This window comes from Bhargavaea sp. CC-171006, from assembly GCF_009761675.1.
Taxonomy (GTDB): Bacteria; Bacillota; Bacilli; order Bacillales_A; family Planococcaceae; genus Bhargavaea; species Bhargavaea changchunensis.
Map to the genome: position 1 here is coordinate 57,775 of NZ_QUZH01000014.1, position 22,544 is coordinate 80,318.

Annotated in this window: 21 protein-coding genes and 1 riboswitch; of the genes, 9 read left to right on the forward strand and 12 right to left on the reverse strand. The window is 50.3% G+C overall.

Translation table 11 applies throughout. From position 1 onward, the window contains the following. Nucleotides 1-16 precede the first annotated feature (16 nt). The 6 genes from DZC51_RS06240 to DZC51_RS06265 form a co-directional block, all read right to left on the reverse strand. Nucleotides 17-1,198: an acetyl-CoA C-acetyltransferase gene (locus DZC51_RS06240; protein ID WP_157294520.1), complete on the reverse strand. Its 1,182-nt coding sequence runs from the start codon at nucleotides 1,196-1,198 to the stop codon at nucleotides 17-19. Between the two features lie 46 nt (nucleotides 1,199-1,244). Beyond that, nucleotides 1,245-1,829, reverse strand: coding sequence for a TetR/AcrR family transcriptional regulator (locus tag DZC51_RS06245; RefSeq protein WP_157294521.1), 585 nt, complete (start codon nucleotides 1,827-1,829; stop codon nucleotides 1,245-1,247). Between the two features lie 387 nt (nucleotides 1,830-2,216). Further along, nucleotides 2,217-2,408 (reverse strand): hypothetical protein, encoded by a 192-nt coding sequence (locus DZC51_RS06250; protein WP_157294522.1) that lies wholly within the window; start codon nucleotides 2,406-2,408, stop codon nucleotides 2,217-2,219. Nucleotide 2,409: 1 nt separating this feature from the next. Further along, complete coding sequence (locus DZC51_RS06255) at nucleotides 2,410-3,114, reverse strand: response regulator transcription factor (RefSeq protein WP_157294523.1); 705 nt, start codon at nucleotides 3,112-3,114, stop codon at nucleotides 2,410-2,412. Between the two features lie 287 nt (nucleotides 3,115-3,401). After that, nucleotides 3,402-4,370, reverse strand: a complete 969-nt coding sequence (locus DZC51_RS06260) for an alpha/beta hydrolase (protein ID WP_157294524.1) — start codon at nucleotides 4,368-4,370, stop codon at nucleotides 3,402-3,404. Between the two features lie 39 nt (nucleotides 4,371-4,409). Continuing rightward, nucleotides 4,410-6,044 (reverse strand): flavin-containing monooxygenase, encoded by a 1,635-nt coding sequence (locus DZC51_RS06265; protein ID WP_232524072.1) that lies wholly within the window; start codon nucleotides 6,042-6,044, stop codon nucleotides 4,410-4,412. Nucleotides 6,045-6,432: 388 nt separating this feature from the next. Here DZC51_RS06265 and DZC51_RS06270 point away from each other — a divergent pair, with 388 nt between their 5' ends. Next, entirely contained in the window at nucleotides 6,433-7,296 is an 864-nt protein-coding gene (locus DZC51_RS06270) for a glycerophosphodiester phosphodiesterase (protein ID WP_157294525.1), read from the forward strand. Between the two features lie 256 nt (nucleotides 7,297-7,552). Here DZC51_RS06270 and menC read toward each other — a convergent pair whose 3' ends face one another. The 6 genes from menC to DZC51_RS06300 form a co-directional block, all read right to left on the reverse strand. Further along, nucleotides 7,553-8,677, reverse strand: coding sequence for an o-succinylbenzoate synthase (gene menC / locus DZC51_RS06275; RefSeq protein ID WP_157294526.1), 1,125 nt, complete (start codon nucleotides 8,675-8,677; stop codon nucleotides 7,553-7,555). Nucleotides 8,678-8,691: 14 nt separating this feature from the next. Beyond that, nucleotides 8,692-9,705, reverse strand: a complete 1,014-nt coding sequence (locus tag DZC51_RS06280) for an ABC transporter ATP-binding protein (RefSeq protein ID WP_157294527.1) — start codon at nucleotides 9,703-9,705, stop codon at nucleotides 8,692-8,694. Then, the gene (locus DZC51_RS06285; RefSeq protein ID WP_157294528.1) at nucleotides 9,683-10,702 is read right to left on the reverse strand and encodes an ABC transporter ATP-binding protein; all 1,020 of its coding nucleotides are present in this window, start codon (nucleotides 10,700-10,702) and stop codon (nucleotides 9,683-9,685) included. The genes DZC51_RS06280 and DZC51_RS06285 overlap by 23 nt, the downstream gene beginning before the upstream one ends. Before the next feature lie 43 nt (nucleotides 10,703-10,745). Further along, nucleotides 10,746-11,654, reverse strand: coding sequence for an ABC transporter permease (locus DZC51_RS06290; RefSeq protein ID WP_157294529.1), 909 nt, complete (start codon nucleotides 11,652-11,654; stop codon nucleotides 10,746-10,748). Between the two features lie 16 nt (nucleotides 11,655-11,670). Continuing rightward, nucleotides 11,671-12,621 (reverse strand): ABC transporter permease, encoded by a 951-nt coding sequence (locus DZC51_RS06295; protein ID WP_157294530.1) that lies wholly within the window; start codon nucleotides 12,619-12,621, stop codon nucleotides 11,671-11,673. Nucleotides 12,622-12,701: 80 nt separating this feature from the next. Then, nucleotides 12,702-14,279 carry an ABC transporter substrate-binding protein gene (locus DZC51_RS06300; protein ID WP_232524073.1) on the reverse strand — a complete coding sequence of 526 codons (1,578 nt, stop codon included), beginning with the start codon at nucleotides 14,277-14,279 and terminating at the stop codon, nucleotides 12,702-12,704. A gap of 135 nt (nucleotides 14,280-14,414) precedes the next feature. Here DZC51_RS06300 and DZC51_RS06305 point away from each other — a divergent pair, with 135 nt between their 5' ends. The 8 genes from DZC51_RS06305 to DZC51_RS06340 all read left to right on the forward strand — a co-directional run bounded on the left by DZC51_RS06305 (nucleotide 14,415) and on the right by DZC51_RS06340 (nucleotide 22,538). After that, complete coding sequence (locus DZC51_RS06305) at nucleotides 14,415-15,260, forward strand: MurR/RpiR family transcriptional regulator (RefSeq protein ID WP_157294531.1); 846 nt, start codon at nucleotides 14,415-14,417, stop codon at nucleotides 15,258-15,260. Next, nucleotides 15,238-16,383, forward strand: coding sequence for a M20 peptidase aminoacylase family protein (locus DZC51_RS06310; protein ID WP_232524074.1), 1,146 nt, complete (start codon nucleotides 15,238-15,240; stop codon nucleotides 16,381-16,383). Before DZC51_RS06305 ends, DZC51_RS06310 begins: the two co-directional genes overlap by 23 nt. A gap of 153 nt (nucleotides 16,384-16,536) precedes the next feature. Further along, entirely contained in the window at nucleotides 16,537-17,595 is a 1,059-nt protein-coding gene (locus DZC51_RS06315; protein ID WP_157294532.1) for a LytTR family transcriptional regulator DNA-binding domain-containing protein, read from the forward strand. Between the two features lie 155 nt (nucleotides 17,596-17,750). After that, entirely contained in the window at nucleotides 17,751-18,596 is an 846-nt protein-coding gene (locus DZC51_RS06320; protein WP_157294533.1) for an ABC transporter ATP-binding protein, read from the forward strand. Beyond that, nucleotides 18,596-19,297 (forward strand): ABC transporter permease, encoded by a 702-nt coding sequence (locus tag DZC51_RS06325; protein ID WP_370513677.1) that lies wholly within the window; start codon nucleotides 18,596-18,598, stop codon nucleotides 19,295-19,297. Before DZC51_RS06320 ends, DZC51_RS06325 begins: the two co-directional genes overlap by 1 nt. Nucleotides 19,298-19,742: 445 nt before the next feature. Beyond that, nucleotides 19,743-19,856, forward strand: a riboswitch (SAM riboswitch). Nucleotides 19,857-19,936: 80 nt separating this feature from the next. Beyond that, nucleotides 19,937-20,962 carry a methionine ABC transporter ATP-binding protein gene (locus DZC51_RS06330; protein WP_157294535.1) on the forward strand — a complete coding sequence of 342 codons (1,026 nt, stop codon included), beginning with the start codon at nucleotides 19,937-19,939 and terminating at the stop codon, nucleotides 20,960-20,962. Further along, on the forward strand, nucleotides 20,952-21,614 hold the full coding sequence (locus tag DZC51_RS06335; RefSeq protein WP_157294536.1) for a methionine ABC transporter permease: 663 nt from the start codon (nucleotides 20,952-20,954) through the stop codon (nucleotides 21,612-21,614). The genes DZC51_RS06330 and DZC51_RS06335 overlap by 11 nt, the downstream gene beginning before the upstream one ends. A gap of 51 nt (nucleotides 21,615-21,665) precedes the next feature. Further along, nucleotides 21,666-22,538: a MetQ/NlpA family ABC transporter substrate-binding protein gene (locus DZC51_RS06340; RefSeq protein WP_157294537.1), complete on the forward strand. Its 873-nt coding sequence runs from the start codon at nucleotides 21,666-21,668 to the stop codon at nucleotides 22,536-22,538. Nucleotides 22,539-22,544 lie beyond the last annotated feature (6 nt).

Here is a 22,544-nt window from a genome sequence, read left to right on the forward strand (position 1 = left end):
GCGTTCAACTCCTTAATCAGACTGATTCGATGACTAATGCAATTCCCTGGCCGCCTCCGATGCAGAGGCTCGCGACGCCGTAGCGTCCATTCCGCTTTTTCAGCTCGTAGGCAAGAGACAATACGATCCGGGTGCCACTTACGCCGACCGGGTGGCCGAGCGCGATGGCGCCGCCGTTCACATTCGTCCGTTCCCGATCGAGGCCGAGCTCCTTCTCGACCGCGAGGTACTGGGCGGCGAACGCTTCGTTGACTTCGACCAGGTCCATCTGATCCAGTGTCAGGCCGGCACGCCGGAGTGCCTCGCGGATGGCCGGAACGGGACCGATCCCCATGATCGTCGGGTCGACCCCGGTGATGGCGTAGCTGACAATCCGGGCTTTCGGCTGCAGGTTGTGCTTGTTGACCGCATCTTCTCCCGCGATGACGACACTGGCCGCTCCGTCGTTGATGCCGCTCGCGTTCCCCGCGGTGACCGTCCCGTCTTTCTTGAAAGAAGGGCGGAGCTTGGCGAGGGTTTCGGTGCTTGCTTCCGGCTTGATATGTTCGTCCTGATTGATTGTGTTCGTGCCTTTTCTCGTCTTCACTTCCACACCGACGATTTCTTCGGCGAACCGGCCTGATTCGCGGGCGGCTGCGGCGCGGCTGTTGCTGAGTACTGCGAACTCGTCCTGCTCTCCCCGGCTGATGCCGTGAATTTCGGACAGCTTTTCCGCCGTCATCCCCATTCCGCTTCCGGTGTACTCGTCGGTCAGTGTCGACAGCAGCATGTCGTCAAACTGCATGCCGCCCATCTTCGGCTGGCTGAACCGCGCCTTGAAGCTCGCGTATGGCGACATCGACATGTTCTCCGCTCCGCCTGCAAGCACGATTCCCGCATCACCTAGCTTGATCATCTGCGTGCCTGATACGATCGACTGCGTGCCGGAGCCGCAGAGCCGGTTCACGTTCAGCGCCGGCACTTCCTGCGGAATGCCCGCCTTGAGTCCGATGTGCCGCGACAGGTAGGAAGCATTCGTAGACGTGTGGATGACATTTCCGTAGATGACGTGGTCGATGTCTTCGGGCACGACATTGGACCGCTTCATGGCTTCGACCGCTGTCACCCTCCCGAGCTCATCGGCAGGCGTGTTGGCGAACGACCCGCCAAATGCTCCAAATGCCGTCCTTGCACCATCAATCAGATAAACTTCAGTCATTTCTCCATCTCCTCCAAGTTCTCTATGTTTGACCTTGTGAAACTCCTTATTTCAGGAGCTTCAGCAGGTATTCCGCGTATAAATCTTTCAGTTCGTCCAGGCCGATGAGCCCGTCTTTCCGGTACCAGGTCTGGACCCAGTTCATCGCACCGAGAAGGATCATCCGGATGATCTTCACGTCGGAGTTTTGGAATTCTCCCGCACCGATCCCTTCTGAAACGACCCGGTCAAACAGTCGCGCATAATCGTCGCGCTTCTCGACGATCGAGGGCAACTGCCCTTTTTCGAACGCCTGCTCCGGCTGGATGATCATGTTGAACGTCTCTTTCCGGTTGACTGCATAGTCGATGTGGCAGTGGATCATTCGGCGGAGTTTATCCCCGTAGGTCCCTTCAGCCTTGAATGCCTCCTTCTGGTCTTCGATGGCCTGATCCAGCACCAGCTCGTGACACTGGAACATCAGATCCTGCTTGTTCCTGAAGTAGTAGTAAAGGGACCCCTTCGTCATCCTCATCTCGGAGGCCACCTGCTCCATCGTTGTGTATTTGAACCCTTCACGGTTCATAATCGCGATTGCAGACAGGATGATTCTTTCTCTCTTCTCCTGCTGCTTACGGCTTGCATTTCTCATGGCATTCACCTCGGTTTGCGACGGCTCCAGTTTTGTAAGGGCTTACATAAATAGGCCGGAATCTAGGAGTCTCCTCATCCGGAGAGGAAAACAATTTTTGAACTTCGTTAAATTATCAGACTATTACGGATTGACCCCTATTATACGCCTAACGGATAGGTTGTAAAGAGGTTTTTTGAACATTGTTCAAATTTTTTATATTGAAAAGGCCCTTGCTTGAGAACAAGGGCCCTGAATTATTTGAACATGGTTCAAACATGGATATGATGTTTGAAAGACTTTTTATAGTTGTTTAAACAGAACACAAGAGTGATGGCGTTCGGCATCTGATGAAGGCATAGAAGCGATCGTGATCTACAATTTCAAACAGCTGATTGCTCTATTATTTCATTCCCGTTTGTGATCTCCGTATGCGGGGGTTCCGTTTTCGTCATTCGAGGCTTCAGTTTCGTCATTCACGGCCCCAGTTTCGTCATTTGTCTCCTTTTCAGGTATGAATGACGAAACTTTCCGGCTGAATGACGAAATCGCCAACACGAATGACGAGATTGCACGCGTGAATGACGAAATCATCTCCACGTCACAGGATTCCTTTCCTCAGCAGCTCTGCCACTGCCTGCGTGCGGTTGCGGACACCGAGTTTTTTTAGGGATGCCTTGATATAGTCCTGGACCGTGAATTCGCTGAGATGAATTTTCGCCGCGATCGATTTTGTGCTTTCTCCAAGGGACAGGTGATACATGATTTCCAATTCCCTTGCATTCAGCAGTTCGGAGTCGCCGCTTTTCAGATAGGGCCGTTCAAAGATCCGGCCGACTTCGACCCCATACCGTGTGATGTCAGGAAGCAGGGCTTCGATTTCCTTCTCCCCGGCGGAGAATTGGGTGCTGGAGAGAACGCCGATCACCGTGTTCCGGAAGCAGATCGGGACGAACAACAAAAACTTCGTGTTCTGGGAGAACCGGTATCTGAAGTTGTACTTGATAAACTCCTCGCCTTTCACCAGGACGGCCCTTCTTTCGCGGACCGCTTCCTTCACGGGCGGCACGGTGCGGATATCATCCCGGATATCCCGGATGTGACTGAGTTCCGTCAAACCGGCATCTTCCGGTACGATCGCCATGACGCCTTCCGTCAGGTAACCGATCGGGGAATATCGGAACAGCCCCACATCCAAAATGGGAAACACCTCAAGAAACCCTTCAAGCATCTCGATGATCTGATCTTCGTGACCCGGGACATGCTGCAGCCTTGAAATCATTTGTTCCATTTCCAGTGTGACCACCGACCATCCCCCTTACCCCTAACAATTGTTATGCTATGGATAAGATTATAATCGCCGGATGCGAAACGTCAAATGATTTTGAATGTTCCGATGAATATTGTTGGCATGCGACATTTTCCGCGTATTGTGTAATTTTTCGGGTCGAATGTGCACTTTCCCGCAATGATGGTGTCCTTTCGCGGGGTCAAAGTGTACTTTCAACAACCGATTGTGTACTCTCGCCAATTCCACGCAAAAAAGAGAAGCGCTTTGCCTGAGCAAGGCGCCTCCCGCTATTCCGATGACAATTACTTGCCGACTCCAGCTTCTGCAGGCTGAAGCTTTTCAAACTGCGCTTTCAAATTATTGCACGCATCTTCAATGGCTTCAATGCCTTTGTCGAGCGCATCGATCGTAAAGAAGCCGTGGATCATTCCCGGATACTCCCTGTAGTCCACGTCAATGCCCGCCGCAATGAGTTTCTGCGCATATAGTTTGCTGTCATCGAGGGAAGGGTCATATTGGGCCGCGATGATCGTCGCCGGTGCCGCACCGCTGACGTCTTCACGGGAGTAGACGCTGAAGTCCGGATGTTTTTCGTCACTCGCATCCCTCCAGTAATGGTTCCAGAAGTAGGAGATGACTTCGGTCGGGATGATCGGGCATGTTGTGCCGTATTTTTGGTATGATTCTGATTTGCCGCCGGTGCCGGTGGTCGGATAGACGAGCAGCTGATGGGCGACTTTCAGTTCCTCGGAATCCTTCAGGTTTGCGGCCACGACGGCAGCCAGGTTTCCTCCGGCACTGTCGCCGCCGACTGCCACCCGATTCGGATCACCGCCGATTTGCGCGGCATTTTTCTTGACCCATTCGAACGCGGCCTGACAATCGATGACCGCTGCAGGGAACTTATGCTCCGGTGCAAGCCGGTAATCGACGGACACGACGATGCACTCTGCGCGGTTCACAAGCTTGCGGCAGACCGGATCATAGGATTCCACGCTGCCGACCACCCAGCCGCCACCGTGGTAGTAGACAAGGACCGGCACACCGGAGGCTGCCGCATTTTGTGGCTTATAGATCCGGATTGGGATTTCGCATTCAGGCCCCGGTATCTTCCGGTCTTCCACACTGCCGACTTCCTCCACCTGCTCCACGGCATTCATGCCATCCATGACTTGTCTGGCCTGCTCAGGTGTCAGGGTATGGACCGGCGGACCTCCGGCCTGTTTCATCAGCTCAATCAATGCCGTTACCTGCGGATCGTAATTCACCATCAAAAATTCCTCCCTATATTGGTTGTTTTATGGTTCGGGTCAGGTGGTTTCGACTTGCTGGAGCGGCTTCACGGCAAGAGCCTTGTAGTCCTTGGCCTTCTCGAATTTATCCTGATAGGTCTGGAAATCTCCCGTGTAACCGTAGAAGGCACGCGGTTTTCCTTCGATGTTCGCGCCGGTATACCAACTGTCGGTTCGCGCATAGATCGATGCGTTGCCGACCTCATTGACATGATCGGTCCATTCCTCTTCCCCTTGTGGCGTCGCTTCCACTTCGGCCAGGCCCTGTTTTTCAGCATACTCGATGCAGTCTATCACCCACTCCGCGATCACTTCGTTTACCGCGAGCGCGTTGGCGGTCAGCGGGAAGTGCGGACCCGTAATGGTAAACATATTCGGGAACCCGACATGGCAGACCCCAAGATACGTTTTCAGATTTCGGCCGTCATCCCACTTTTCTTTCAGGGTAATGCCTTCCCTGCCGCGGATTTTTGTACCTGCAAGCGGGCCGATCATCGCATCGAATCCACTCGCGAAGACAATGATGTCCAGCTCGTGTTCGGTTCCGTCCGCAGTGACGAGGCCTTTCTCGGTGCATTCCGTGATTGGGGTCTTTTTGAGGTTCACCAGGTCGACGTTTTCCTGGTTATAGGATTCATAGTATTTGGTCGCAACGACCGGCCGCTTGCCTCCGAGGAGGTAGGTAGGCATGAGATTCTCAGCCTTTACCGGATCCTTCACGATCTCCCGGATCTTTCCGCGGACGAATTCCGCAATTGTCGCATTCGCATCGTCATTGATCGTGAGGTCGGTATACGCATAGAGCATCTGGAAGCCTTTTGCCTCCTGCCAGATCGCCTCGTAATGCCTGTTCCGCTCTTCCTCGGTGTCCTCAAGAGCCGAATACATCTTTCTCACATCAAAGCACGGCATGCCGACGATATGTTCGCGGACCCGCTTGCGCAGCGTCGGGAATTCGGCCCTTCTCCTCTCGAGGTCATCCTCGCCCACTTTCGGATTTTCCACCGGCATGACGTATTGGGGCGTCCGCTGGAAGACGGTAAGATGGTCGGCCTCCTTGGAGATGGACGTAATCGCCTGAACACCGCTTGACCCTGTACCGATCACAGCGACCCGCTTGCCCTTGAAGTCAACCGGCTCGTGTGGCCATTGGCTCGTGTGGTATGTCTGGCCCCTGAACTTGTCGAGCCCCGGAATGGCCGGCGCATGCGGAACCGAAACGTTCCCGATTGCCGGGATAAAGTACTTGGCCGTAACAGTCTGGCCGCCTCCCACATTGACCGACCACGTGTATGCCTCCGGATCATACTTGGCATCCGTGATGCGCGTGTTGAACTGGATGTCTTTCCGGAGATCCAGCTTGTCGGTGACATACTTGATATACGACAGGATCTCGTCCTGTTCCGGATAAACAGCGGACCATTTCCAGTCGCGGTGGATCTCCTCGGAAAACGTATAGCTGTAAAACTCTGCCGGGACATCACATCGGGCTCCCGGATACTGGTTCCAGTACCACGTGCCGCCTACGTCGCTTCCAGCTTCATAAAGCTGGGCAGAATAGCCCGCCTCCCTCAGCAAATGGAGCATGTACAAACCTGAAAACCCGGCACCTACCACAACCGCATCGAAATCGACCTGCTGATTCATCGGCATCTCCCTTCCCTTCCAGTGAGTTTGACAGCCTGCTCTTGAAGCTCTCTTTGTATGCGCTTACAAAATTCTGCTTTATTTAGCATCGAACCGTGTTCAGGTATGTGGAAGCCCCCTTTTTGAACCGTATTCCGAATAGCCGCATAGCCTTCGTGTTTTTGATGATAAGGGACAAAGGTACTAAAAAGACAGTCCCCGGAATTGGTGAATCATCCCCCGATTGGGGGGTGAAGAGGAAGATTGGCTTGATCGGATCGAATAGAAGACTCTGCCTTTACATTTGCTTCATGGAGCAAACCGCCATTCCTAACAGTACGTTAATCATCCATTAATCCCCACTTTATATTCGACCCTTACACTGGCATTGAACATACATAAGGGAGTGGATGAGATGAAGCGCGTGATAACGGTTTTGACAGGGGTCGGCATTGCAATGAGTTCGTTTTCGGGAACAACGGCTGCAGCTCCAGCGAATGATCTAGGAAGCGTGGTCTCAGTTCAGGAACAGCAGAAAATCATCAATGTCGCACACCGTGGGGCGTCGGGCCATGCACCGGAGAACACGATGGCCGCATACCAAAAAGCGTTTGAAATGAAGGCGGACTACATTGAGATCGATGTCCAGATGTCCCAGGACGGCGAGCTCGTCATCATTCATGACAACACGGTCGACCGCACGACAAACGGGACAGGCACTGTCGGTGAAATGACGTTCGAAGAGCTTCGTCAGCTTGATGCAGGAAGCTGGTTCAGCGAGGACTATGCCGGTGAAAAGATCCTGACCTTCGGGGAAGTCCTGGATGCATTCCGCGGCAAGATTGGAATCCTGATTGAGCTCAAATCGCCTGAACTATACCCGGGGGTCGAAGAGAAAGTAGCCGAAGAGCTGATTAAAAGAAATCTCCATAAACCGAACAACGAAAAAGTTGTCATCCAATCGTTCAATCACAAATCGATGCAGAAATCCAAAGAACTTCTGCCGAGCCTTCCTCATGGCGTCATTGCCGGACCAAGCTGGGCAAATGTAACGGAGGAACAACTGGCTGAATTCGCCACGTACGCAGATTACTTTAACCCGAACATGAACATCGTGACGCATGAAATGGTCGATGACGTCCATGAAGCAGGAATGAAAATCTATCCGTACACCTCCCGCTCTCAGGAGCAGGCACTGCGCCTGTTCGATTTGAATGTGGATGGCATCGTTACGGACTATACGGAGCATGTCTACTATCACCCGGTGAAAAACCACTGATGATTCAGCCTTAATATTAGCCTCAGGGATGCTAACATGAACATGAAAGAAGGCCTCCGGCGTGCCGGGGCCTTCTTCTTTTGATGCGCTCTGGATGGATAACAGAGGGGAACTATTGGTGGTACGCCTTCGAATACCTCACCCGTTTTATTGGTGTGTTTTCTGGTCCGTCATCAGAAAAACAGTTTTAATCGTCTTAAAAAAGAACAGTAACACCAATAGGATAGGCGCCACTGCTCATAGTAGATTTTATACTTTAGACTGTCATCGTCTCATTCTCATACTCTTTAACTTCCAATGTGTATTTATCCAACAGTTCTTCCACCGGCTCGTAGCCGATGCCTGGTTGATCTGGAACTGTAATGACCCCATCCGTTACCACAACTTCAGGATTGATGATGTCTTCTGCCCAATACCTCGACGAAGCCGCTGTATCTCCAGGCAATGTGAAATTGGAAAGTGTCGTTATGGCGATATTATGCGCGCGTCCAATTCCGGACTCCAGCATTCCTCCACACCAGACCGGAATGTTATGTTCCGCACAATAGTCGTGGATCTTCTTTGCTTCTGTCAGGCCGCCAACCCGCCCAATTTTAATATTGATGATTTTGCAGCTGCCTAGCTTGATTGCTTTTTTCGCATCTTCCAGGGAGTGGATGCTTTCATCCAGACAGACAGGTGTCTTAATTTGTGCTTGTAGGGTGGCATGATCGATAATGTCGTCGTGCGCCAGAGGCTGTTCGATCATAGTGAGATTCAAATGATCCAGTTCTTTTAGCAGCTCGACATCATCCAATGTATAGGCGGAATTTCCGTCTGCCATCATCGCGATGTCCGGATATTTACTGCGGACTGCACCCAACATTTCTATATCGGTTCCTGGCTTGATTTTAATTTTCATTCGTTTGTATCCTTCTGCAAGATACTTCTCGACTGTGTCAATTAGTTTTCCTGAAGACTCCTGGATACCTATACTGATGCCGACATCGATTTGTTTTTTTGTGCCGCCAAGGGCTTCAGCAAGAGAGATGTTGTTTTCTTTGGCATATAGATCCCAAATGGCACCTTCAATCGCAGACTTCGCCATATTGTTCCTTCGAAACGGCTTAAAGATTTCACTCACTTCATCCGGATGTTCGATTTCTTCCTTGCTGTATAGCGCCGGAATAAGAAAATCTTCTGCAATGTGCCATGCCGTCTTGACAGTTTCTTCATTGTATAAAGGACGGGAATTAACCACGCATTCTCCATAGCCTACATGATTTTCGCTATAGGCTTCCACGATGAAAAATTCTCGCTCTTTCTGCGTTCCGAAGCTTGTCTGGAAAGGTTCCTTCAGTTCCAACTGCATTCTTCTCAAAACGATTTTTTCAATCTTCATCCGGCTCATCCCCTTTAATTATATAGATGGCAAGCAACCTGATGACCATCAGATTGTTGCAGCATCTCTGGCTTAATGGACTTGCATTGTTCCATGGCAAATGGACACCTTGTATGGAATACGCATCCTGAAGGAGGATCAATTGGTGATGGAACGTCTCCCTTGATGATGATTCGTTCCCTCCTTTGTTTTCGGTCCGGGATAGGAATCGCAGACAACAAAGCTTTTGTATACGGGTGAAGAGGGTTTGCAAACAGATCATCTGTCGGTGCCTTCTCAACCATATGCCCGAGATACATGACACCGATTTCGTCTGCAATATGCCGCACAACACTGAGATCATGAGAGATAAACAGATAAGCCAGCTTGAATTCGTCCTGTATCTCTTCCAGCAGGTTCAGTACCTGGGACTGGATTGACACATCCAATGCCGAGACAGGCTCATCCAAAACGATGATGGCGGGATCTACCGCCAGCGCCCTGGCAATGCCGATCCGCTGACGTTGACCGCCCGAAAATTCATGCGGGAAGCGGAAGTATTGGTCTTCACGGATACCGGTCCGCTTAAGGAGATCCATGGCCCGCTCCATACGATCAGCTTTAGTCCCGATTTTATGAATCTCCATCGGTTCCTCGATTAATTCACCGATTCTCTTCTTTGGGTTAAGTGAAGAATGTGGATCCTGGAAAACCATCTGCATCTCTTTGCGAAACCCTTTGAACTCCCGCTGATTTAACTGAAGAAGGTCTTTCCCCCTATAATTCACCGACCCTTCGGTTGGCTCGATCAACCTGAGAATTGACCGTCCGGTTGTACTTTTTCCGCATCCGGACTCTCCAACGAGACCCAATGTTCCCTTCTCATACAAGTCAAAATTCACACTTTCAACCGCTTTTACATGACCTTTTAAACGCCCGAAAGGAGATGTGATTGGAAAGTATTTTTTTAGGTTTCTCACCTGCAAAAGGGGGGTGCCCGTGTCTTTTTGCTCTGTAATTTTTCCATCAAGTTGCTGCTGTAATAACATCAGATGCGGCCTCCCGTTCCATAATTTCTTGATGGTGCCAGCACCGGATTTTCTGTCCGTTTTCAAGCGTTTCCAGTAATGGGAACTCGGTCATGCATTTGTCTGTAGCATACGGACATCTTGGTGCAAACCGGCAACCCTTCGGGACATTGTCAAGTGCGGGAACAACTCCCTGAATCGTGTGCAGTTTCTGCGACCGATCTCCGGTTATTGTCGGAATGGATTTTAGCAGTCCCCTTGTATATGGGTGACGAGGGCTGGCAAACAGCGCATCTACGTCAGACTCTTCAATTACCTGTCCAAGGTACATCACGGCAACACGGGTGCAAACTTCAGCAACGACACCCAAATCGTGGGTGATCATGATCACCCCCATGTTCAGTTCTTCTTTAAGGTCATTGATGACTTCCAATATCTGAGCCTGAATAGTTACATCTAGCGCCGTTGTCGGCTCGTCGGCAATGAGCAGGCTAGGCTGGCAGGAAAGCGCCATTGCAATCATGACACGCTGTCGCATACCGCCGGATATTTCGTGTGGGTATTCGTGGACTCTTTTTTCGGGTGAAGGGATACCTGTCAGACGGAGCATTTCTACTGCTTTCTCCATTGCTTCTTTCTTCCCGAGATTTTGGTGAACAATAATAGACTCTGCTATCTGATCACCAATCGTAAAGACAGGATTAAGTGATGTCATAGCGTCCTGGAAAATCATTGATATTTCATTCCCACGGATGTCGAGCATTTTTTTCTCGGGTAAAGACAGCAAATTCACCCCTTTGAAATTTATCTCTCCATCGTATCTAGTGGATTTCTCGTTCAATAATCGCATGATTGATTCAGCTGTCACACTTTTTCCGCATCCGGACTCTCCTACCACTCCCAAGGTTTCACCATAGTCCACCTTGAACGTGACCCCATCCACGGCTGTGATGGTTCCCTTTTCAGAAGAAAAGCGAGTCCTCAATTCCTTCACTTCCAACAATGGGTATCCTTCCATGGTTCATCCCCCCTGACTTGAATTGTTTGAAAGCTAATCTTTCTTACTCTTTCAAAGCTTTATTAGAATGAGGATCCAACAGATCTCGAAGACCGTCGCCGAAAAGGTTCAGTGCCAATACAGCCATAACAATGAAAGCGCCTGGAAAGACGGTCATCCACCATGCGTTATAGATCACGATTTTTCCGTCATACAGGATATTTCCCCAGCTTGGGTCTGGAGCCGGAACACCTGCCCCAAGGAAACTGAGTGCCGCCTCAAGAATGATCGCAATCGCAAAGACGTACGTAACCTGAACAATCAGCGGCGATACGGTATTGGGAAGGATATGCCTCCAGATAATCCTCCAGGAACTTGCCCCTTGGGCCCTCATTGCTTCAATATAGGTTTGTTCCTTGATGACCAGAGCCGAAGAACGGACAATCCTTGCGACGACCGGTATTTTGGCGAGAGTCACTGCAATCACTACATTGACCGGCTGTGGCCCCAATACGGCCATGATGGCAATGGCAAGCAAAATATCCGGAAATGCCATCAGGGCATCACTGATGCGCATCAGAATATGGTCAAGCGCCGAGTAATACGCAGCATATAAACCGATGACCATGCCGATTACTGCTGTCAAAACGGCTACGGAGAGACCTACCCCCATCGAGACTTGTGCGCCATGTGCAACCCGGCTGAATAAGTCTCTTCCAAAGTTATCAGTCCCGAACCAATGCTCGGCAGAGGGCTTTGCCAAACGATTGGCAGGGTCAATCTGCAAAGGGGTAAACTGGCTGATCAATGGCCCGATGAATGCAAATAGAGTCAAGAAAATCAGCATGATGGAACCGGCTAAAACTGTCTTGTTCGAAAAGAAACGTTTAACAGCAAGCTGGCGCCGTTCTTTTTTTATATCTTTTTCCAGCGCAACGAGTTGATTGTGTTGGATAGGCTTTGCTACTTCCAATGCCAACGCCTCCTATCTATTTACGATTCAGCCGGACCCGTGGATCGACAAGGCCATAGAGCAGGTCAATAATCAGGTTCAAGAACAGATAAGTGACTGCGATCAATAGAATCGTTCCTTGAATGACCGCATAATCTCTTCTTGTAATAGCGTTGATCACCAGTTGACCGATTCCCGGCAGATTGAATACGGTTTCAGTTACAACCGCTCCAGTAATCAATGCACCAAATGTTTCACCCAAGATGGTCAGAATCGGAATCAGCGCATTTCTGAAAGCGTGCTTGTAAATCACAACTTTTTGTTTAAGCCCTTTCGCTTTGGCTGTTTTGATAAAATTCATGCTTAAAATGTCAATCATCGAGGAGCGGGTCATCCTGGCAATGACTGCCGCCTGAATGGTACCCAGCGAAATCGCTGGCAATATCAGATATTTCAAATGCTCCCAAAGTCCTTCACTGAGAGATGTGTATCCCGCAACCGGCAACCAGTTTAGCTGAACGCCAAATACGAGCATCAGCAGCAAGGCAAGCAAGAAACTAGGAATGGACATTCCAAGCATCGCGATAATCATAAATGTCCGGTCGATGCCCGTACCCCTTTTTCTGGCTGCCAATACACCAATCGGAATCGCAAGAAAAATGGACACTCCCTGTGCAAGCAAGGCAAGTGATAATGTGGGTCCCAAATGACTGGTAAACGCATCAAGAACCGGCTGGTTCATATAAAGAGAGTTGCCCAGATCTCCTTGAAGTGCGTGAAGAGACCATTCAAAAAACTGTTGATATATAGGCAGGTTCAACCCCAGCTCTTCTTTAAGGCTTTCGACTTCTTCCGGTGTTGCTTCGGGACCTAACATTACCGCAGCAGGATCACCAGGTATCATATGAATCAGGAAAAACACAAAAATCGCGACGATGAGGAGAACCGGAATCATCGATAGCAGACGTTTGAGAATATATGCCTTCAAAGTTACTCCCCTCTTCCATGGTTGGAATCATGTAAAATCATTCCCCTATATTTTCATATAGGGGAAATGATGAGAACCTCTTATTGATTGATGGACACATTCCAGAAGTTTGGACCGGACAGGTTTGTATAACCTTTCAAATCCTTGGAGTAGCCGGATACACGGGAGTTTGTCCCAGTGTTGATAACCGGCAGATCTTCCCACATCACCTGCTGCAGTTGTGCATACAATTCTTTTGCTTCATCTTGGGAAGCGGCTACATTAATCTCATCCAGCAAACGATCGATTTCTGCGTTATTCGTCCAACCCGGCCATGCTGTTCCGGAATCAAGGAATACGAACTGGTGCGGAGTGAACGTTGTCGAGAATCCTGTGTAGAACATGTGGTAAGCACCCGGATCGTTGCGTCGTTCCAAGAGAGTCGGCCAGTCATAAACATCCAATTTCACATTCATTCCGATTTCCTCCAGCTGTTGCTGAGTGGCAACTGCTGCATTGTAATGGTGTTCATAGTCCCGGCTCGTGAGAATGATAATCTCTTCCCCGTTGTATCCGGCCTCTTCAAGTAACTGCTTTGCTTTGTCTACATCCTTTTGGTTGTAGTTTTCTTTTCCGGCATCTGTGTACCAGTCAGTTTGACTTTCAAGGAAAAGACTCGGGTCCAGATTATAGTAATCTTCTCCAGTGAACGCAGAACTCATAATTACTTCCATGTCCAGTGCAGAGTTAACGGCCTGACGGGCCTTCACATCTGTGAATAGACCTTCTTTTTTATTAAAGACCAGCCCTTCAATGCCATATGGCCATACATCCACTTCAACTTGCGGATTGCTTTCCACTTGAGGAATCGAGTCGTAGCTCAGCATGTGCGCAAAGTGATATTGTCCGCTCATCAGCCCATTTACACGGGTGGATGCATCCGGAACAAACCTCCAATTGATTGCATCAACAAACGCTTCCTTCTTGCCTCCCAGACCATCTGTGGCATCTTCATCCGGCACGTAATCTTCAAACTTCTTGAACTGGATGACTTCGTCTTGTTTCCATTCAACGAATTGGAACGGACCGGTTCCGATATATTCTTTGGCGCCTGTAGCTTCTGCGGATTCTGCTACTTCCTTCGGCATAATGGCCGCAAGGTTACCGACATCAGCCAAGAAGTACATGATCAGAGAAGAGGGTTGAGACAGCTTGAGTTCCACCGTATAGTCGTCAGCTGCAACCCATTCGTGCTCTCCAAGTTCAGGTTTGCTTTTTGCCCACTTCTGCATGGATGCAATAACATCCGCAGAAGTCATTTCTTTTCCATTATGGAATAGGACACCCTCACGCAATTTGAAGGTCACATTTTTATTATCGTCACTTACCTCGAACGAATCAGCCAACTGCGGAATAACCTCATAATTTTCATTAATAGTGACGAGGCCCTCGTAAATCACTTTTGCAGCATCTCTTGTTGCTTCAGCAGTTGTTCCATGCGGATCCAGTGTCTGTGGCTGTGTCGGATACGCAACTTCCAGTGTTCCCCCTGTCTTGACTTCCCCCCCACTTCCTTGTTCCGAGCCCTCGGCCTCTGGTTCGGAATTACCATTACAAGCAGCGAGAATCAGGACCATCATGAGTAACAGCAACCCGCCAACTTTTGTTTTCACCTTCACACTTCCCCACCCCTATTAGAGTTTTCGTTGATAATATCCAAAATCGTTAGAATATTATCACTTGTTTAGGATTATAGTGAAGTGTATAATTCATTTCAATACAAAATGTTGCAAAAACTTTAAAAAGGTGATGAAATGCCTCCAAAGTATGTCTCGGAAACTGAAATTGCTTTCCCAAGCCTGAGCAAGGGATTGAAGAAGGTAGCGGAAAGCTTGTTACATGATCCTATTACATTCGCAATTCATCCGGCTAAGAAAATCGGAAAAATCATTGGTGTCAGCGAAACCATGATTATCCGCTTCTGCCGGTCCATCGGATATGAAGGGTTCAGCCAACTCCAAGAAGAAGTGCGAAAGGAAATGATGCACTTCAACCAAGGCCCCATATCTGAAACCAGCCATTACGAAAAGAACCCTTATATCCAAAATGTCGAAGAAGACATTAAGATTCTGCGAAATAACCTTCAGTATTTGGAACCAGATAGCTTGTCTTCCATTGCAGAATTGATGACTCAAAGTGAACGTGTGATTGTCGTTGGATACTATCAATCGCAGGCATTTGCCTATTGGCTGTACTTCAACCTGAACTACATAACCGGAAATGCATATTTGTATCGCCCGGAAATCGATGCGAGACTTCTCGATATCACCCCGAAAAACTCCTGTGTAGTTGTGTTTTCTTTTTATCGGTACGCGATGGATACCATCCGTTTTGCAGAAGAAGCCAGAAAAAAGGGGATTACCGTAATCGTAATCACCGACTCACGAGTATCACCCGCTATAGAATTCGCGGATCATGTAGTCTTGATTAACCTTTCTGATGCTTCGTTATTGAGAAAGGGCCCTGTAACACTATCCATCGTGAATTCTGTTCTGACTGAAGTTGTAAAGCAAGTCAACCAGTCAGATATTCCTCCAAGTATGTTCAAATATTTTATCAAGGATGGAGAGAGAAAAAATGACGATTATGACTTCGATTAAAAAGCAGGTAGAGGAAACATTTGAGTATCTTCACCAGCACCCTGAGATTAGCTGGGAAGAGGTAGAAACGACAAAGTATATTAAGCGGATTTTAGAAGAGAACGGCTGTGAGGCCACAACTTTCGAGGACTGCACCGGAGTTGTAGGGAAGTTCGGTAATTTCGAAAAGGGATTACCTGTAGTAGCTGTAAGAGCGGACATGGATGCTCTATGGCAGGAAGTAGACGGGAAATTTCAGCCTAACCATTCTTGCGGTCATGATGCCCATATGGCCATGGTTTTGGGAGTGTTGTGGAAATTGAAAGAGCAGCCGGAACTGGAAGACCAGGTTGCCGTAAAGTTGATTTTCCAACCGGCGGAAGAAAAAGGAGCCGGTGCGCTGAAGATGATTGAAAAAGGAGTCATCGATGATGTTGACTACCTATTTGGAATTCACCTTCGGCCCGGACAGGAAACAGAGCTTGGAAGAGCAACTCCAGTCATTGTCCACGGAGCGACCAAAATGATAGTGGGAGAAATCAAAGGCCATGATGCACATGGAGCCAGGCCACATCAAAACACCAATTCCATTGAAGTGGGCGCCCAGATCGTAAATATGATCCGGCAAATTCACTTGGATCCCCGTGTCCCCCATTCTGTAAAGATGACACAGTTCCAGGCTGGCGGAAAAAATGTGAATATCATTCCGGGTAATGCAACTTTCTCATTGGATTTGAGGGCTCAGAATAACCAGCTGATGGAAGAACTTACTCGTAGAGTTGAAGAGATACTCACGTCACTGCAAAGCCTTTATCATACACAGATTGAAATTACACAAACTCATGGAATTGTTGCTGCTGAAAATCATCAGCAGGCTGTTGAGATTATGCAACAGTCCATTGCAGATGTTCTTGGAGAAGAACAGGTTGATGAACCTCTTCTAACTCCAGGAGGAGACGATTTTCATTATTACTCGGTTAACAAACCCTCTTTAAAGGCCACCATGGTGGGACTCGGATGTGATCTTGGACCAGGACTGCACCACCCGGCAATGACCTTTAATCCGGAAGCCCTGATCAGTGGTGTGGATATCCTCCATCGTGCCATCATCAACGCTTATCAACTCAAACAGAAAAACCAGTGATTATTGTTGGGCTTCCGGAAAGCCGGAGGCTCTTTATTATGTAAAGGTTAATATTAATCACTTGCCCCCATTCTTCCTGCGGTATTGCCTGTACTCCCTCCTTTCTCTAAACTTATAGTAATAAGAAGAATCAGATACCGGGAGGCAGGCATCTTGGGAATTTTGGAGTTTCATCAGGTGGAGAAAATGGCGGGGAATCAGGTGGTATTTCCCCGTTTTGATTTGAGTGTCGAGCCAGGTGCGGTGACCGCTGTGCAGTGCGAGCATGAAGCGGGTCTGCAGCTGATCGGAATGGTGACGGGGATGGCCCCCGCTTCCCACGGGGAAGTCCGGTTTGCCGGAGAGCCGGTCGGGAGGCGATTCCGGGATCTGGCCTCACGCGTCGGGGTAGTGCTGCTGGATGATGCCTTATATGAGAGGCTGACACCGGTCGAGCAGCTTCGGCTGTTCCGCAATCTGTATGGTGCCGGGACTCCGATTGACGAATTGCTTCGGAGTGTCGGGCTGGAGGAGAGCGGACGGACCCGGATTTCGAAACTCAGCTATTCCGAAAAACGCCGTATCTTGCTTGGACAGGTCCTGGTCCATCAACCGGATCTGCTGATTTTGCAGGAGCCGGAACAGAATTTGGATGTGGAAAGCAGAATCATTCTGCAACGGGTGCTGACGCAGTTCAAGGAGGATGGCGGCGCGGTGCTGATGACGACAAGCAACCTGGAGAACGCGGTGTCGATGGGAGACACGATCTACAGACTGAATTCGGGCGGACTGAAATTGTTCGAAGTGGCAGATGAGGAGAACGTAGAGGAATCTGATTCCATTTCGACAGTGGAGGCCGAGCCCGTCAGCGAAGACGGCGCTCCCGCTCCCCAGCTTCAGTTCAACAAGATTCCCGCTAAGGTGAATGACAAGCTAATTTTATTTGACCCGACAGAAATCATATTCGTCGAAAGCGTGGAAGGCGTCTCGCAGCTGCATGTCCAGGGCGAGACGTTCTCGTGCGCGATCAAGATGGCGGACCTCGAGACGCGGCTTCAGCCATTCGGCTTTTTCCGCTGCCATCGTTCCTATATCGTGAACCTCCAGCGTGTGCGCGAAGTCATCACTTGGACACGGAACAGCTACAGCCTGATTCTGGAGGACCCCAATAAAAGCACTGTCCCCCTCTCCAAGGGCAAGTACGCGGAGCTGAAGACGTTCCTCGGCATCTGACCGTTCTGTCAGCACTAATATTAGCGCTCCATTCAACCCCGATTTGCTCCATTCACCATGCCGGAAGCTCCTTTCACCTTGATTTTACTGCGTTCTTTAAAGGGTCGCGGTAAGGTGGAGTCAAGAAAACGAACGGCAGAAAAGGAGCGATGATGATGGAGAACATCATTGAGGTCAACAGCCTCGTCAAATCATTCGGAGACAAACTCGCACTGAAAGATGTGGATTTCAATGTCCGCAAAGGAGAGACGATCGGATTCCTCGGTCCTAGCGGATCAGGCAAGACGACGACAATCAAGATTCTGACTGCACAGCTCGCGGCGACTGCAGGAGATGTCCGGGTGTTCGGAGAGCCCGTCCACCTATTAAAAGATCCGGCACGCATGAAGAAGATCGGCATCCTGACCGATAATAGCGGGCTGTATGACCGGCTGACCGTACAGGACAACCTGGCGCTTTACGCAGATTTGTACGATGTCGGCAAAGAGCGGATCAGGAACGTTTTGGAAATGGTGAGCCTCACCGACGAAGAACGGACACCCGTCAAGAAGCTTTCCAAGGGCATGAAACAGCGCGTTACACTCGCGCGTGCCATCCTTCATAAGCCGGCCCTCCTGTTTCTCGATGAACCGACCTCCGCGCTCGACCCGACGACGACCAAGCATATTCATGAAGGGCTCCGGGAGCTGAACCGGGAAGGGACGACAATCTTCCTGACAACGCATGATATGAATGAAGCGGAAGCCCTTTGCGACCGGGTCGCTTTCCTTCATGACGGCGAGATCAAGCTGCTCGATACGCCGCAGAACTTGCGGACGATGTCCGGCAGTCCATCGATTTCGCTTTTACTAAAAGACAAGACGACCGTCACCGTCGAGCCGGATGAATCCGGCGCCGCCGCAATCTCCGGCTACATGGCCAGCGGCAACCTGCTGACAATCCACTCAAATGAGCCGACACTCGGCGACCTGTTCGTACAACTTACGGGGAGGAACCTATGATGACCACATTTTCGATAAAACGCGTCAACGCAATCTTCGTAAAGGACTGGAAAGACCTGCAGCGCAATTCATATGTCCTGTTCACACTGGCACTGCCCCTCTTCTTCGCTGCCTGGCTCGGGCGGATCGGCGCGGACAGCGCAGAAATGATTGCCTTCCCGATCGTCTTCGCCCTCGTCATTGCCGGCGCCTTTGTCCAGGCCGCGATGGTCGCAGAAGAAAAGGAAAAGAACACATTACGCGGACTATTACTGTCCCCGGCAAGTGTGACGGAAGTGTTTGTCGGCAAAAGCCTGCTGAGCGGAGTCATGACACTGGTTGTCGTGGCCGGATGCATCTGGCTCGCTGAATTCACTGTCCCTTCCCTTCCGATGTTTGCGCTGAGCATTGTCATTGCGCTCATCTTCTTCCTCGCAATCGGCACACTGCTCGGACTGCTTTCCCGCACTGTTATGGAAACGAGCATCATCGGCATGCCCGTCATGCTGATCTTCGGAATGTCCTCGATGTTCAAGTCGATGATTACCAATGAAGCGATTTTGACAGTGATGGATTACCTCCCGAATGAACTGCTGATGAACATCTGGGTTGGATTGGAGAACGGTGCTGCCGTCGGTGAATCGTTCCTTATCCTCACTGTATGGGCTGTGGTGTCAGTCGCAGCGACTGTGATTGTGTACCGGAAACGACGGATGGACTGATAGAGTGCACGCCCCGGCATGTGAGTGCCGGGGTTTTATGATGGGTCGATGCTGAGATCGGTTTCGTCATTCGGGCTGTTAGTTTCGTCATTGGTGAGGAAAGTCTCGTCATTCAAGCCGCCGATTTCGTCATTCGTAGATTTCCAGGATGCGAATGACGAGATTTAGATGCTGAATGACGAATCCTCCCGCTCAATACTTCCAGTTGATCGCTTCCGTCATGGCGGAAGCTTTTCATGCTTTTCACCCACTAAAAGCACCGCCCTCTATTTTTCATACGCTATGTCTGTAAAACCCACTATCTATATGTCTCAACGAATCGCAAACGCTTCCATTATCTTCACAATTAATCAGAATAAAAATACTTTTTGCAAGTCATTGACTTCCCTTCTTTATCGAAGTAAAGTTAGTTACAATTCTTTCACTAATCAAATATGTACATCTTTTCTTATCAAGAGAGACCGAGGGACAGGCCCTAGGACGTCTCGGCAGCGGACCCCATTCATTGGCGGCACCGTGCTAATTCCTGCAGATGCCTCGCGCATCTGGAAGATGAGAAAAAGATGGCCTTGACCGGTCCTCTTTTTCTCTGCCATGAGATCAAGAGGATTTTTTCAATTCTGACAGGAGGTACGCCGGATGATTGAATTTAAACAAGTCTCCAAGACATTCCGGCTTGGAAAGCGTGAAGTACACGCGGTAAAGGATGTGTCCCTGAAAGTTGAGCAGGGCGACATTTACGGAATTATCGGCTTTAGCGGTGCCGGAAAAAGTACGCTTCTGCGGCTGGTGAACCTGCTGGAGAGGCCGAGTGAGGGCTCAATCGAAATCCAGGGTGTGGATGTAACTTCCCTCTCCGCCAAAGAGCTCAGAAAACAGCGGCGGAACATCGGGATGATCTTCCAGAATTTCAACCTGTTCAATTCGAGGACAGTGGCCGGAAACATTGCATATCCACTGAAACTTGCCGGCACCCCGAAGCAGGAAATCAACACGCGTGTGGAGGAGCTTCTCCGCTTCGTCGGCCTCGCCGACAAGGCGAAGGATTATCCCGATCAGCTTTCAGGCGGGCAGAAGCAGCGTGTCGGGATTGCCCGGGCACTCGCGACCAACCCGGACATCCTGATCTGTGATGAGGCGACTTCCGCACTCGACCCGGATACGACGGCCGATGTGCTGCGGCTCCTGAAACAGGTCAATCGGGAGTTCGGAATCACGATCCTCCTGATCACCCATGAGATGGAAGTGATCCAGTCGGTCTGCACGAAAGTCGCGGTCATGGAGAACGGTGAAGTGATCGAGTCCGGCGGCGTTTTTGAAGTATTCACAGACCCGCAGCACGCGACGACCAAGCGGTTCATCCACTCCGTCCAGCAGGACCTCCCTTCCCCGAAGGTACTCGCAGAGTGGCGGGAATCGGGAGGAGGCAGTTTGTACCGTCTCCAATTCAAAGGGCCGGTCGCAAACGAGCCGGTGCTCTCAACGGTTACGGCAAAACACGGGATTACATTCAACATCGTGTACGGTTCCGTCCGGGAGCTTGAGGAGCGTCTGTTCGGGAATCTGATTGTTTCGTTCCTGGGCAATCCGGAAGCCGTCGATACCGCCATCCAAGAAATTGCAACGCTGACTGACATCGAGGAGGTGCAGGAAATTGAACGTTGATTGGACATCCTTCTGGCCGCGCATTGTCGAGGCGACCGGCCAGACGATCACCATGGTCATCGCCACACTCATTTTCGGATCGATTCTCGGCATCATCATGGGGCTCCTCCTGTTTGTGACCCGCCAGAACAATATTTTGGAGAATAAGTTCCTCTTTAACCTATTGAATATCGTCATCAACATCATCCGTCCGGTTCCGTTCATCATCTTCCTCGTTGCCATCTCGCAGCTGACACGGCTTGTGGTCGGCACGACTATCGGGACGGCGGCCGCCATCTTCCCGATGACGATCGTTGCAAGCTTTACGATCGCCCGGGTCGTAGAGAACAACCTCGTCAGCATCGACCCAGGCGTCATCGAAGCCGCACAGGCGATGGGCGCAAGCCCGCTCCGGATCATCTTCACGGTCCTGATTCCGGAAGCGCTCGGACCGCTCGTCCTCGGACTGACGTTCGTTACAGTCACACTGATCGACTTCTCGGCAGTTGCCGGAACGGTCGGCGGCGGAGGCCTCGGCCACATCGCGATGACCTACGGTTACCAGCGCTTTGACGCCAGCGTCATGATCGTCACCGTGCTGATTCTGATCGTCCTCGTGCAGCTGGCACAGTGGCTCGGGAATACGCTCTCCAGGAAAATCATGCGGCGCTGACAAGCTGCATTGTATAGTCGAAAATCATTCAACCAAAAAGGAGAACCCTCTATGAAAAATTTCTGGATTCTGGCGATCGCCCTGATCGCTTCCCTCACCCTCGCGGCATGCGGCGGTGCAGATGGAGAAAGTGCGGACGGCGAGACCGTCAAAGTGAGGATCGGCGTGAACGGAGCGGACGGCGCACAGTGGCCGATCCTGAAAGAAAAGGCTGCTAAAGAAGGCATTGAGATCAAGCTTGTCGAGTTCGCGGATTACACGCTGCCGAACAACGCCCTCGCACAGGGAGACATCGAACTGAATGCCTTCCAGACGATTGCCTTCCTTGCCCAGTATTCCAAGGAAAGCGGCAATGAGCTTGTGCCGGTCGGCTCCACGATGTTCGCGCCGATGGGCCTGTTCTCCGATAAGATCAAAGACGTTTCCGAACTGAAAAAGGGCGATAAGATCGCCATCCCGGATGACGCTGTCAGCCAGGCACGCGCGCTTCGCCTTCTTGAAAGCGCAGGACTCCTGACCCTTTCGGAAGACTTCGGACTGTTCGACGACCCGACAAAGATCAAAGAAAACAAGCTGGACCTTGAAATCATTCCGATGACTCCACAGCAGACACCGCGGGCACTTCCGGATGTCGCTGCCTCTGTCATCAACAACGGCATCGCCGGACAGGCCGGTCTCTCCCCTGTCGAAGACTCGATCTTCATTGAAGATGAAAATGACGAAAACATCCGTCCTTATATCAACACCATCGCAGCACGCGCCGAAGACAAAGACAACGAAGCGTATCAGCGCATCGCCGAACTTTATCAGGAAGAAGACATCGCCGAGGCGGTTAAAGAAGACACGAACGGCGGCTCATTCCTGATTGACCTCAGCCAAGAAGAGCTTGATGAAACATATGAAGAATTGAAAAACGTTAATTAAAGGAGC